At 59.1% G+C, this 12,655-nt stretch carries 12 protein-coding genes; 1 reads left to right on the forward strand and 11 read right to left on the reverse strand.

Going from position 1 to position 12,655, the window contains the following annotated elements; translation table 11 throughout:
- Nucleotide 1 precedes the first annotated feature (1 nt).
- The 10 genes from AC3FJ6_RS03280 to rfbB all read right to left on the reverse strand — a co-directional run bounded on the left by AC3FJ6_RS03280 (nt 2) and on the right by rfbB (nt 10,669).
- Complete coding sequence (locus tag AC3FJ6_RS03280; protein ID WP_488770655.1) at nt 2–2,047, reverse strand: glycosyltransferase; 2,046 nt, start codon at nt 2,045–2,047, stop codon at nt 2–4.
- The gene (locus tag AC3FJ6_RS03285; RefSeq protein WP_488770656.1) at nt 2,040–3,200 is read right to left on the reverse strand and encodes a class I SAM-dependent methyltransferase; all 1,161 of its coding nucleotides are present in this window, start codon (nt 3,198–3,200) and stop codon (nt 2,040–2,042) included. Before AC3FJ6_RS03285 ends, AC3FJ6_RS03280 begins: the two co-directional genes overlap by 8 nt.
- Nucleotides 3,164–4,486 carry an ABC transporter ATP-binding protein gene (locus AC3FJ6_RS03290; RefSeq protein WP_488770657.1) on the reverse strand — a complete coding sequence of 441 codons (1,323 nt, stop codon included), beginning with the start codon at nt 4,484–4,486 and terminating at the stop codon, nt 3,164–3,166. The genes AC3FJ6_RS03285 and AC3FJ6_RS03290 overlap by 37 nt, the downstream gene beginning before the upstream one ends.
- Complete coding sequence (locus tag AC3FJ6_RS03295; protein WP_488770658.1) at nt 4,476–5,276, reverse strand: ABC transporter permease; 801 nt, start codon at nt 5,274–5,276, stop codon at nt 4,476–4,478. Before AC3FJ6_RS03295 ends, AC3FJ6_RS03290 begins: the two co-directional genes overlap by 11 nt.
- 73 nt (nt 5,277–5,349) lie before the next feature.
- Nucleotides 5,350–6,435: an MraY family glycosyltransferase gene (locus AC3FJ6_RS03300; RefSeq protein WP_488770659.1), complete on the reverse strand. Its 1,086-nt coding sequence runs from the start codon at nt 6,433–6,435 to the stop codon at nt 5,350–5,352.
- A gap of 2 nt (nt 6,436–6,437) precedes the next feature.
- On the reverse strand, nt 6,438–7,235 hold the full coding sequence (locus AC3FJ6_RS03305; RefSeq protein WP_488770660.1) for a glycosyltransferase family protein: 798 nt from the start codon (nt 7,233–7,235) through the stop codon (nt 6,438–6,440).
- Complete coding sequence (rfbC, locus tag AC3FJ6_RS03310) at nt 7,232–7,801, reverse strand: dTDP-4-dehydrorhamnose 3,5-epimerase (RefSeq protein WP_488770661.1); 570 nt, start codon at nt 7,799–7,801, stop codon at nt 7,232–7,234. Before rfbC ends, AC3FJ6_RS03305 begins: the two co-directional genes overlap by 4 nt.
- 8 nt (nt 7,802–7,809) lie before the next feature.
- On the reverse strand, nt 7,810–8,688 hold the full coding sequence (gene rfbA / locus AC3FJ6_RS03315; protein ID WP_488770662.1) for a glucose-1-phosphate thymidylyltransferase RfbA: 879 nt from the start codon (nt 8,686–8,688) through the stop codon (nt 7,810–7,812).
- A gap of 9 nt (nt 8,689–8,697) precedes the next feature.
- Nucleotides 8,698–9,615 (reverse strand): dTDP-4-dehydrorhamnose reductase, encoded by a 918-nt coding sequence (gene rfbD, locus AC3FJ6_RS03320; RefSeq protein WP_488770663.1) that lies wholly within the window; start codon nt 9,613–9,615, stop codon nt 8,698–8,700.
- Nucleotides 9,605–10,669 (reverse strand): dTDP-glucose 4,6-dehydratase, encoded by a 1,065-nt coding sequence (gene rfbB, locus AC3FJ6_RS03325; protein ID WP_488770664.1) that lies wholly within the window; start codon nt 10,667–10,669, stop codon nt 9,605–9,607. The genes rfbD and rfbB overlap by 11 nt, the downstream gene beginning before the upstream one ends.
- A gap of 246 nt (nt 10,670–10,915) precedes the next feature.
- On the opposite strand from rfbB, the gene AC3FJ6_RS03330 reads away from it, so the two are divergent.
- Nucleotides 10,916–11,770 carry a symmetrical bis(5'-nucleosyl)-tetraphosphatase gene (locus AC3FJ6_RS03330; protein ID WP_488770665.1) on the forward strand — a complete coding sequence of 285 codons (855 nt, stop codon included), beginning with the start codon at nt 10,916–10,918 and terminating at the stop codon, nt 11,768–11,770.
- Between the two features lie 38 nt (nt 11,771–11,808).
- Here AC3FJ6_RS03330 and AC3FJ6_RS03335 read toward each other — a convergent pair whose 3' ends face one another.
- A complete protein-coding gene (locus AC3FJ6_RS03335; protein WP_488770666.1) occupies nt 11,809–12,624 on the reverse strand; it encodes a lysophospholipid acyltransferase family protein in 816 nt (271 codons plus the stop codon).
- Between the last annotated feature and the right edge of the window lie 31 nt (nt 12,625–12,655).

Genomic DNA, 12,655 nt, shown 5'->3' on the forward strand with positions numbered 1-12,655 from the left:
CTCAGGAGCCATCCCCGACCAGCAAGCCGTCGAAGAAGGCACCGAACTTGCGCGCCTTCGCCTCCCAGGACCATTCCGTGATCGAGCGCAGGTTTTCCTGCGACAGTTCACCCAAGATCGCAGGATTGGCCAGCAGTTCGATCAATTTTTCCTTCAATGCCGCCCGGGACCGCTCCGGCAGGATGAACTGCTTCTGCCTGGGTCCGAATACCTGAGGCACGATGCCGACATCGGTGGATACGACTGGCACACCGCATGCCATGGCCTCGAGCACAGGATTTGGCGTGCCTTCGATCTTCGACGGACAGACGTAGATGTCGATCGCGTTATAGTAGGCCGGCATCTCATGGTGCGGGATGAACCGTTCCTGCCGGTCCGCAAAGCGTGCCTTGATCCTCCAGCCTTCCGCCTGCAATTCTTCCAGGACCGGCCTCAGGATCGAATGCAGTCCCTTGAAATCCTCTTCGAGATCCGACGCCCACTTGCTGTTGCCTACCCAGCCGATCACGATCTCGCGCTCGCCAACCGTCTCGAACCGATCGAGGCCTTCAGGCCTGAACACGTTCAGATCAACACCGTCTTCCGTCACGGCTGCGGGCTGCGGATACCCTGGCACATTCCTGTATATTTCCCGAAGCTTCTCCGATGCCACTGTGTATCCAGCCACCAGCGTGCGGAACATGTCCTTGCGTTCGGCCAACGCGCTCTCGTCCAGCAGCAGATGATCGTAGATGCTGGTCGAGATCTTCTTGTTCGCGATGAAACGCGTCTCGAACTCCTCATACGGAATACCGATCTCCTCGATACGCCCGCGGTAATACGGCGTTCCGATCAGGCGCAAATGCTCTCGCCAGAAAAAATGGACGATCTGGCAACCCTCGGTCATCATCAGGATCTGGTTGATGTTATCAACCACGTCCATCGGAATGATTTCAATTTGGTATCGATCGGCCAGGTGCTTCTGAAGCTGGCGCGCGATATTGCCGAAAGCCCAGTTGTCGGTATCGATGATCAGCGCAACACGGGTACGCGCCGCAGCGGCCACCCCGGCATCCGCGCCCACGTGCGAGCCGGCCTCGTTCGCCACGATTCCCAGCTCTTCATGCCGCGACTCAAGCCAGACATCGATCGCATCGCTCCAGACCTTGAAGCCGTGTTTGGATTCCAGGTGCAGCGCAGATTTGTGCAGGATGTCGCGCGAAAAGCGTTCGCGTTCGTAATCCCTGTCGGTGGTCGTTTCCGGCTTTGGGTGATCATGCACGAAAGCCAGCACGGCCGTCGAGCCTACCTTGTAACCCTGCTGGAAGAGGCGAATCGAGAAATCAATGTCCTCGAAACCGACAAACATGCCTTCGTCGTAGCCGCCAGCCGCCTGGAAGGTGCTGCACTTCACCACGCACGCGCCACCGAACAGGAATGTCGACAGGAACGGGGTGGCATCCGTTTCATCACCGACGACCTCCTGCCGGCACGCGCTGCCTGCGCCGATATACGGTTCGCCACCTTCGTAATGCACGTACAGATGCCCGCCGAACGCAAAGATCGTCGCATGATCGGGGTCCAGTAGCGGCAGACTCATGAAGTGGCAACCCAACTGGGCAAGATCCCTTTGGATCTGCGGCAGCGGGTTGTCGATCATGTAGATGTCATTGTCGAGGCACATCAGCCAGTCAGTATTGACCAGCGGGATGGTGCGGTTCCGCCCCCCTGCAACACCATAGTTCTTGCCGAGCTCGACGATGCGGCTGCGGTATGGCATCTCCGCACAGATAGCGCGCAGGTGCGCCAGCTCTTCGGCGGAAGAGCCGTTGTCCACGATCAGTACTTCACCCGCGAACGATGGGATGTGATTGGCGATGGAACGCAGCAGCTTCTCGGAAAGCTGCGAACGGTTCATCGACAGAAAGCTGATCGTGAGGTTGTGGCCAGATACACCGATATTGGGACCGTTGTGCTGATGCAGGTCATTTGCAAGCCATGCATGGCGTGCATCGAACACATAGCCGAGCTGTGAAAGCCCATCGACGAGCTTCTCTTGTCTACCCACGTACGATCCTCCTTACCCTCCTTGCCACACGCAGCAAAGGCATGCGAATGAAAGCAGGCATCAGGTTTCTCAATTTGACATAGCGGGCGGCCGCCACGGACAAGCGTACATTCTCGGCCTGCAATTGTGCGAGTTCGCTGCCGCGGCGGGCAAGCCCTTCCTTCATCAATTCGTTCTCCGCGCTCAATGCATGATTGCGAAGCTGGAGCTTGCGGACGTGTCCTTCGTCAGCGGCCGCCAGACGGCCGCGAAGGCGATCCACTTCACTTGTCGCCTCCTGCAACTCACGTTTCAGCGCCTCCGCATCCTGAAGGTGTCCCTGGAAAATGCCTTCCTTGAAGGCGTCCATCGACAACGGCAACACGGCAGCGGAACTCATATCGACATTCTGGTGCGCCCACACCCCGATGAAGTAGCTGGCATTCCTGGCCTGCGGGCCGGCTTCCAGTTCCGCTGGCACAGCGAGCGCTTCGATCGGACGGGCTTCGCACATGAGAATCTGGCTGCTGTTCGATTGCGCACGCACGTAGCCGTCCATCTGCAGGTTCGAGAATCCCGCGATGGGCCCACCAAGATACCAGCCACTGGCTTCGCCAAGCACCTGGTGCGTCAAAGCCCGGAATTCCGTGAAGTGATATTTGCGGCGATGGAACGGATTGCCCTTGTTGGCCTCCGGAAAATACCACCAGTCATTCGGGCAGCTCACCACGATCAGACCGTCAGGCTTCAGCAAGCGCTTGATCGCCGTCAGGAAGGCAACTGGATCCTCGACATGTTCGATGGTTTCAAGGGAAACGACCATGTCAAAGCTGGCTGGCTCAAACAGCGCGTCAACAGTTTCCGCGGGGTGCTGCGTGAAGTTGATGTTGTCACCGCCGAACGAAGCCTTTGCATGAATGATGGCTTCTTCGGATATGTCGACGCCTTCCACCGCTACCGCGCCCCAGTTGGCCATCAGGCGCGATCCGTAGCCTTCGCCGCAGGCGATGTCGAGTACACGCTTGCCCGCACAATGCTTTTTCACGAACGCGTAGCGCGCGATATGAATTGCAGCTTCCAGGCCGTCATAGCCAGCACTCTGCTCGAAGCTCAGTCTTTCGATATGCATGTTTTTACTTATCCCTTTACTTCGTCGATCGTCGAGATTTTCCATTCCCGATCGAGATGAATCAGTCCCACCGACTTGAAGTCGTCCATCACCCGAAATGCGCAGACATCCTTGGCTTCGGCATGAACCACGAAACCACCATCGTCATTGATCGCAACACGCCACTTGTAGCTGCCACTCAACAAAGGAAATTTCGGAAACCGGATTTTGAACTCGCCATGCCGGCTGGACTGATGCGGCGCGTAGCCATCCATCAATGTCGTCGATCCGCACAGGTACATGCCGTCATGCCTGTAAAGATTGAAAACGAAACTGATCTTCTCGGGTACCTTTGGTGCCTTGGCCTCGAATCGGACCCGCAACTGAAGATCGTCCCCCGAAGCGACTTCCTCCACCTGCACGCCGTCCTCGTCGAGCAACGACACTTCCGTAATGGCGAACAGCCTCTCCGGCTCAGGGCCCTGCATGTCGGCCACCTCGGGCGGGGTACCATCGTCGATGGCAGCTGACTTGCCTGCTGCTGGCGTGGGCCGCCCGCTTTCCGCCTGGTTGGCGATCATCGCTGCGGCCATTTCCATGTCGATCGAATATTGATCGATGACGCGCCCCGCCTGGCCGAACATCTTCTGTACGCCGCGGTCCAGATAAAGCGCTCGCTGGCAGATCGACTTGACTTGATACTGGTCATGCGAGACGAACAGGATCGTGCAGCCCTTCTCGCGGACCTCGTAGAACTTCTGCAGGCAACGACGCTGGAATGCGGCGTCGCCCACTGCCAGGATCTCGTCCACGATCAGGATATCGGGATCTACGTGGATGGCGACCGAGAAGGCCAGGCGCGCAAACATGCCGCTCGAATACTGCTTGACGGGCTGGTCGATGAATTGGCCGATATCCGCGAACGCGGCAATCCGGTCGAACCGCTCGTCCACTTCCTGCGATGTCAGTCCCAACAGCGAGGCATTCAGATACACGTTTTCGCGCCCCGTGAATTCGGGATTGAAGCCAGCGCCCAGCTCCAGCAGCGCCGCCACGCGACCAATGGTACGAATCGATCCCGTCGTTGGCGTCACCGTGCCGCAGATCATCTGCAGCAGCGTCGATTTGCCCGACCCATTGCGACCGATAATGCCTACCGTTTCGCCCTTGCGCACGTCGAACGACACGTCGTTCAGCGCCCAGAACTCGCGTGCATAACTATGCGGCGCAGCGCCCATCATCCGGCGCAGGCGCGGCATGATGGATTGCTTCAACCTGTCCTGCGGACGGTCGTAGATGTTGTAGCACTTGCCCAGGCCTTCGACATGGATAGCCAGATCGTTATAGGACATCGGCAAACCCCTTTCGCGTCTTCTGGAACCAGAGCAGTCCCAGCAGCGCAATGGACAGTCCGAATGCCAGGTACACCACCCATTGGACCCAGTTCATCTGACGGCCGAAAATCACCGTGTTACGTGCCTCCTCGATGACATAGGTCAGTGGGTTCAGCCGCATCCAGATCTGATACTTCTCGGGCAGCGCCGAAATCGGATAGAAGATTGGCGAGATGAACGCCAGGATTGTCGTGAACAGACTGGTCGCCTGGGCGATATCGCGCACATAGACCCCCAGCGCCGCGAGGAACCATGCCACGCCAACGGTGGCAAGCACCAGCGGCAGCAGCACCAGCGGCAGATACACCACCGTCCACGGAATACGCCCCATGATAAGCAGCTCCGCAATCACCAGCACGATGAAGCTCACGGCCATGTGGAACAGCGCCGAACCCATTGCTACCAGGGGCAGAATCTGCAGCGGGAACACAACCTTCTTCACGTAAGTGACGTTGTTCAGAATCAGCGTCGGCGCCCGGTTCACGCATTCGGCGAACAGACCATGCACCATCATTCCAACGAAGAGAATGACAGCAAACTCGGCATGCGAAGAGGAATCACCGCCGCCACTCCAGCGAGCCCTGAAAACCACCGCGAAGACGAACGTATAGACAACCAGAAGCAGCAACGGATTAAAAAACGACCAGGCAAGTCCCATGACCGAGCCACGGTATCGGCCCAGCACCTCGCGTTTCACCATCTGGAGCACCAGCCCACGATGCTGCTTCAGCCCCAATACATTGTTCATTACAGCATTCACACTATTTTCCTTCCTGGCGCGACTTGCGATACCACGCCAATTGCAATGTTCCTGTCCCGCCTTACCCCTGGGTCCGCCGCCGCGCCATAATGAACTTGCGTCCGAGCCGGATAAAACGCCAGGCGTTCTTCATGACCAGAAGATGCGCGCCGGTCACCACCAGGAACATCAGGAACAGCCCTTGTTCGGACATGCCGTATTTCCATCCCATGACGCCGATCAATCCCATCAGCGAATTGCTCAGGATAAGTATCCAGACGATATTCTCGGGCTTCAGGTCAAGTCGCAGCAGAATGTGATGTAGGTGAGTGCGGTCGGCCGCAAGGGGATTGCGCCCTTTCATCATCCGCCGGATCACCACGGCCAGCAAATCGATCAGGACGAATCCGAGCACCCAGAGCATGACCACTGGCGGGGCGTGCCGCGCAGCCTCCGTCGATGTCTGCGTCAACTCAACCGCGAACCAGACAATGGCATAACCAAGCATCAGGCTGCCGGCATCTCCCAGAAACACACGTAGCTTGCCGCGCAATGGGTTGCGAATGTTAAAGATCAGGAAGCCCAGCAAGGCGCCACAGAAGATCACGCAGATTCGCTGCGTCACGCCGTCCCCAATCTCGCCGGCGATATAGGCGTACCAGCCAAAGATCGCAAAACTAAGGCCGCCGGCGAGACCATCCATGCCATCGCACATATTCATGGCATTGACGACGGCGACAACTGCGAATAGCGTGAGCGGGATACCCCAATTCGCAAGTTCGATCTCGCGCCTGCCAAAAAGGTCACCGAGCGACGTCAGGTAAATACCACCCCATGACGTCATCAGGATCGCGGCAAACAACTGCACCACGAGCTTTGTTGTAGGCGGTACGTCCTTGATATCGTCAACAAAACCCATCGTCGCCAATAAAGCAATGCCGGCGAGCAATGCCGAAAACGAGCCCTGAAGTCGCACGAAAAGAAATGCCGTGAGCGTAACGGCCACGGTAATGGCGATGCCACCGATCAGCGGGACCTCCCCCTCATGTCGCTTGCGCGCGCTCGGCCGATCAACCAGGCCAACCATGACAGCGACCGGCCGCAACAGCAAAATTGCGAGTACGCATACCAGGAACGCGAGTGCCGGCACCCAGAAATAGTCAAACATAGTCAGGTCGCCCCCAGTTCGCGCGCCCGCGCACCTAGCCGGAATCGCCAGTATACGGGCGAGGTCATGAGACGAACCAGGCTACCGACATGCCAGAACAAGTAGCGCCATTTGCGATGACTCGCGCGTTGTGCATCGTGTACGACAACGGCCTGCTGACTCCATGTCACCGCCAGACCCGACAGATGGCTCCGCAGGCAAATGTCGACATCTTCGCAATAGAGGCGGAACGCCGGATTGAATCCACCCAATTGTCGAAAACTGGCGCTATCGAAGGCGAGGCACATGCCCGCGAGCCAGTCGACCTGCTGCTCCGCGCGCACCGTCGTATAGTCGACAACGAAAAGGCGCCGGGCCCATCGGTTCAGCAGGCGTGTTAGGGTCGGGACATGGCGGGCGCTATCTTCCACCGCGCCTTCGGATGACACAACGCGGGGCCCCGCGACACCCGGCAACCGGCGCACGCAGTCTCGCAGCACTATCAGGCTGGAGGCATCGAGCCGCAGGTCTGGATTGACAACGAAAAAACATGGCGTCTGGCAGCGCTCGAAAGCGTTGTTATGGTTTTCGCCGAACCCCAGCGGGCGGGAATTCACAATCCACTCCACCCGGAACCGTTCGGTCTGCTGGATTGCCGGCTGCCGTTCGGGCAAATTCTGAGTAACGATGACGTGGATGGGCAGTTTCGCGGACGCCGTCGCAAGCTGGTCGAGCAATGGCATCAGGAGGCCGATCTGGCCGTGGCTGACCACCGACACCGTCACCGCGCCCGGCGCTGCCGCGCTAGTGAGCGCCGTCATGCTTGCCTCCAGTCTTCGGCATACACCCGTGCGTCGCGCAGGCAAGGCGCCCCGGCATCCTTGCCGGACAGCACCGGCGGCACATCGAGCGGCCAGTCGATGCCGATCTGCGGATCATTCCAGACAATGCCGAATTCGTCGCCCTGGTGCCAGTAATCGGTTGTCTTGTACAAGACCTCGGCGGAATCGGAGAGCACCTGGAATCCGTGCGCAAAGCCTTGAGGTACCCATAGCTGCCGCCGGTTCTCGGCCGACAGCCTGACGCCCACCCACCGCCCAAATGTGGGAGAGGCCCGACGGATATCGACGGCCACATCGAATATCTCGCCCACGACCGCTCGTACCAGCTTCCCTTGCGGCCGGGCGAGCTGATAATGCAGCCCTCGCAAGACACCTCGCATAGAGCGCGAGTGATTGTCCTGGACGAAGGTCGGCGTGAGCCCTGTGGCTTCTTCAAAGTCCCGCGCGTTAAAGCTTTCGAAAAAGAAACCTCTCTCATCGCCAAACACGTTGGGTTCGAGGATGATGACTTCCGGCAATTCCGTGCGCGTAATCTGGAACTTCATGTTGTTCCTCAGCGGATATCGTCGGAAAGGATGCGCAGCAAGTACTTGCCATAGGCATTCCGAGCAAGGGCGCGTGCCTGCTCGGCCACCGTATCGGCAGAAATCCACTTGTTGCGATATGCAATCTCCTCCGGGCAAGCCACCATCAGTCCCTGACGGTTCTGCAACGTCGCAATGAAGCTCGAAGCCTCGAGCAAAGACTCATGCGTACCGGTATCGAGCCAGGCATAGCCCCGCCCCATGATTTCGACGTTGAGCTGCCCGGCTTCCAGGTAGCGCCTGTTGATATCGGTAATCTCAAGTTCGCCCCGCGCCGACGGCCGGATATCCGCCGCGATATCGCAGACCTGGTGGTCATAGAAGTACAGACCCGTAACCGCATAGTGCGAACGGGGGGTCGCTGGCTTCTCTTCGAGCGACACGGCCTGGAACTTTTCGTCGAACTCGACCACGCCATAGCGTTCGGGGTCATGCACGTGATACGCAAAAACCGTGGCGCCCGTCGGATTGGCCGATGCGCTGGCAAGCTGGCGCACAAGATCGTGGCCGTGATAGATGTTGTCACCCAGAATCAAGGCGCTTGGCTGCCCACCGACAAAATCCTTGCCGATGACAAACGCCTGTGCCAGGCCGTCCGGCGATGGCTGCACGGCGTATTGCAGGGAAATGCCCCACTGGGAACCGTCCCCGAGCATTTCAGCAAACCGCGGCGTGTCTTCGGGCGTCGAAATCACGAGGATGTCCCGAATTCCTGCCAGCATCAGCGTGGAAAGCGGGTAATAGATCATCGGTTTGTCGTACACAGGCAGAAGCTGCTTCGATACCGAACGCGTGATCGGGTAAAGCCGTGTGCCGGAACCGCCGGCAAGGATAATGCCTTTGCGCATGGTGCCGTCTCAGCAAAGAATCTGGTCAAGCAGGAATCGCACACCCTGCTGCCACTCTGGAAGGTGGATATCAAACGTTTCACGCAACTTGCGTGTGTCGAGCCGTGAGTTGCGCGGACGCTGCGCAGGCAACGGATATTCTGTCGTTGGTATGGCCTCTATATCTTCTGGCCCGAGCCGCAGATTTGCGCCTTTGCTGACTGCATAGCGCACAATCTCCGCTGCATAACCGTGCCACGAGGTTTCGCCCGCCGCGGCCAGGTGGAAGACACCTGATGTCCACGCTCGACGATCGCCGTGTAACCAGGCTCGGTTGACAATATGGGCAGTGACGTCGGCAATCAACGATGCCGTCGTCGGCGCTCCGAACTGGTCGGCGATGACTCGCAAGCTGTCACGCTCCCGGGCAAGACGCAGGATCGACTTTGCAAAGTTGGAACCGTGAGAACCTGCCACCCAGCTTGTGCGCAATACAATGGCCTGCGCACCGCTCGCGGCGACGGCTTGCTCACCGGCCAGCTTGCTCGTGCCATACACCGAGAGCGGACCGACGCTGTCCGTCTCGACATGTGCGGCGTCACCCGCCCCAGAAAACACGTAGTCCGTCGAATAATGCACGAGCAGACTTCCAAGGTTCCGCGCCTCTTCAGCCAGTACGCCAGGTGCCACGCCGTTGACAGCGAACGCCAGGTCAGCGTCGTTTTCGGCACGATCCACGGCAGTGTAAGCCGCTGCATTGACGATGACATCGGGGCGCAATTCACGAACCAGGTTGCGCAAGGCATCGATATTGCGCAAGTCACACTGGGCGCGGTCAAGTGCAACGACATGGCCAAGCGGTACCAGGCTACGTCGCAGCTCAAAGCCGAGCTGGCCGTTGCTTCCTGTTACAAGAACGGTCGGGGCCCCCACGCTGTCAGGCTCCATATTGCGTCGCTACCCAATTAAGGTACTCGCCGGAAATCACATCCTGGACCCATGCCTGGTTTTCGAGATACCAAACGACCGTCTTTCTCAAGCCCGACTCGAAAGTTTCCGCCGGACGCCATCCAAGTTCACGCTCGATCTTGCGAGCATCAATGGCGTACCGTTGGTCATGGCCGGGGCGATCCGCCACGAACGTTATCTGGTCTCGATACGACCCCGCCGCCTTTGGACGCAGCGAATCAAGCAGATCGCACAATACTTGCACGACCTCAATGTTCTTCTTTTCGTTCCAGCCACCAACGTTGTATGTCTCACCCACGCGCCCGCGCGCCAGTACTTCACGAATCGCGCTGCAATGATCACCTACGTAAAGCCAGTCCCGAACGTTTTGTCCATCGCCATAGACTGGCAGCGACTTGCCGGCCAGGGCGTTCGTGATAATCAGCGGAATTAGCTTTTCGGGAAAATGATAAGGGCCGTAATTGTTCGAACAGTTCGTCGTTACGACCGGCAGCCCATAGGTATGGTGGTAAGCACGTACCAAATGGTCCGACGCCGCCTTCGAAGCGGAATACGGACTATTTGGCGCATAAGCCGTGGTCTCAGAAAACTGCGGGTCAGTGGGCCCCAGGGAACCGAAAACCTCGTCAGTGGAAACGTGCAAAAAACGAAAGGCCGCCCGGGCGGGGGGATCCAGTGCGTCCCAATAGCGCCGCACGGCCTCGAGCAGGGTGAATGTGCCGACGATGTTTGTCTGGATGAATTCGGCCGGTCCATGGATGGAGCGATCGACATGGCTTTCCGCTGCGAAATGTAGTACCGCACGGGGTCGGTATTTACCTAGCAAAACGTCGAGTGCGGTACCGTCGCAAATATCGGTCCGAGAAAAAACATGGCGGGCGTCGCCTTTCAGCGATGCCAACGTCTTCAGATTGCCCGCGTACGTGAGTTTGTCGACATTGATAACGTTGTCCGCGCCCGGCTGTGCCAGCCAGTCAAGAACAAAATTCGCGCCGATAAAGCCCGCCCCGCCCGTAACCAAAATATGCGACAAAACTCTTGCTCCCCTGCCTTCGATATGTTCCGATGCCCCGACAATAGCCGGTCGTCCACCTGATCCCTTTGGGGCTGGCGGATTCCTTAAGTCCTCTTGGAGTGGCCGTATTCTATCTGACCCCGGACACCAACCTCAGCCCCATCTTGAACTTTTTGTAGCGTCTTGTAACGCTTGACTGGATACATTTCGGGTGCACGCAAGAGCGGACTCGATGCATTTGCTCCCTCCTCTATCCCCATACCAATGTCGAATTTTGAGCCTTTTACGTCACCTGAAGTTCATTTCGCTGTCGGCGACCTCCAAGGCTGTGCCCCCTGGTTCGCCAAGCTGCTGAAGGAACTTCCCGCAGACGCCGCCCTTCGCTTCGTCGGCGACCTCGTCAACCGTGGTCCGGCCTCCCTCGAAACGCTGCGTACAGTCAAGGCCATGGCACCCCGGGCGAAAACCGTCCTCGGCAACCACGACATCCACCTGCTCGCGGTAGCTGCCGGGGTGCGCAAGAAGGGGAAGTCCGACACCCTCGACGACATCCTCAACGCCCCCGATCGTGAGGATTTACTCACCTGGCTACGTCACCAACCGCTGGCCATCAGGGAAGACAACTTCCTGATCGTCCACGCCGGCGTCCTCCCCCAATGGACCGCCAAGCAAGTCATCGACCTGGCGCACGAAGTCGAAGCCGAGCTGCAGGGGCCCAACTGGCAAGGCTTCCTGGCGGATATCTTCGGCAACGAGGCGGATCGCTGGGATGACAGCCTGCGCGGCATCGAGCGGCACCGGGTGGTCGTCAATGCGCTGACCCGGCTGCGATTCTGCTCCGCAGACGGCGTCATGGACCTGAAGACCAAGGAGGGGCTTGGCAAGGTGCCTGCTGGCGTGATGCCTTGGTTCGACGTCCCGGGACGACGGACAACCGACACCACCGTGGTCTGCGGACACTGGTCGACGCTAGGTCTGGTAATGCGCCCCGACCTGATGGCGCTCGATACCGGCTGTGTCTGGGGAGGCAAGCTGACCGCTGCCCGGCTGGCTCACGATCCGGACGCGCGAACGGTCATCCAGGTGGATTGCCCGCAGTATTCTGATCCGCTAGCCTGAAAATGCGAATCCCCGCGACAGCGGGGACGACCACAGACTCAGGACGTGGCAGGCGCGGGCTGGACGACCGTCATTGGTGTTTGATGTAGCTTTTTCGCCACATTCGATGCAGCGTCGGGGGAGCCTTCCAGCAGGTGCACCACCACCTCCCTCGCCGCCTCCGCCAGCTCCCGCCGGCTCGCCGACTGCGCCAGCAATGGCGGCCCCAGCGTCAGCCGCACCTTGATCGGCGGCGACTTCAGGACGGCGTTCAGGCAATCCACCAGCGAGATGTCGTCGATATACGCCGGTGCCAGGGTCGGCTGGCCGGTGGCCGCGTCCAGGTAGCTCAGGCCCACCGGCTGGACGGGCAGGCCGCCCACCAGGGGGGCCTGCATCAGGTTGGCGTGGAACGGCAGCACCTTGCTGCCGTCGGTCGTCGTGCCTTCCGGAAACACACACACCAGATCGCCCTGCCGCATGACATCGGCGATGTGGTGCAGTACCCGATGCGCGTCACGTTTGCTGGCACGTTCGATGAAGATGGTGCCAGTCTTGTCACAAAGCCAGCCGATCACGGGCCAGCTCCGGATTTCCGATTTGGCGACGAAGCGCACCGGCTGCCAGCTATGAATGACGTAGATGTCCAGCCACGAGATATGGTTCGACACCAGCATCGCGCCGCGCGGGGGGGATGCGCCCGGCGCCAGGCCCTGTACTTCCACCTCGATGCCGCAGATGGCCAGCAGCTTGCGCGACCAGCCCCGGATCAGCCGTTCACGCAGGTGAGCACTCGCCCACGGGAAGACCATTGCGCAGACCAGCATCCCGCGCAACAAATGCAATCCCAGCCGCAGCTTGCGTAACCAGATCATCTTCAAACTCCGGTAGCTTTCGAGGCAAATG

This window comes from Cupriavidus sp. 94F1, from assembly GCF_057798875.1.

Coding starts and splice junctions, on each gene's coding strand:
- rfbC (WP_488770661.1), bottom strand. CDS start 7,801: ATGAAGTTCCAGATTACGCGCACGGAATTGCCGGAAGTCATCATCCTC.
- AC3FJ6_RS03330 (WP_488770665.1), top strand. CDS start 10,916: ATGTCGAATTTTGAGCCTTTTACGTCACCTGAAGTTCATTTCGCTGTC.
- rfbD (WP_488770663.1), bottom strand. CDS start 9,615: ATGGAGCCTGACAGCGTGGGGGCCCCGACCGTTCTTGTAACAGGAAGC.
- AC3FJ6_RS03300 (WP_488770659.1), bottom strand. CDS start 6,435: ATGTTTGACTATTTCTGGGTGCCGGCACTCGCGTTCCTGGTATGCGTA.
- rfbA (WP_488770662.1), bottom strand. CDS start 8,688: ATGCGCAAAGGCATTATCCTTGCCGGCGGTTCCGGCACACGGCTTTAC.
- AC3FJ6_RS03285 (WP_488770656.1), bottom strand. CDS start 3,200: ATGGAAAATCTCGACGATCGACGAAGTAAAGGGATAAGTAAAAACATG.
- AC3FJ6_RS03305 (WP_488770660.1), bottom strand. CDS start 7,235: ATGACGGCGCTCACTAGCGCGGCAGCGCCGGGCGCGGTGACGGTGTCG.
- AC3FJ6_RS03295 (WP_488770658.1), bottom strand. CDS start 5,276: ATGAACAATGTATTGGGGCTGAAGCAGCATCGTGGGCTGGTGCTCCAG.
- AC3FJ6_RS03290 (WP_488770657.1), bottom strand. CDS start 4,486: ATGTCCTATAACGATCTGGCTATCCATGTCGAAGGCCTGGGCAAGTGC.
- AC3FJ6_RS03335 (WP_488770666.1), bottom strand. CDS start 12,624: ATGATCTGGTTACGCAAGCTGCGGCTGGGATTGCATTTGTTGCGCGGG.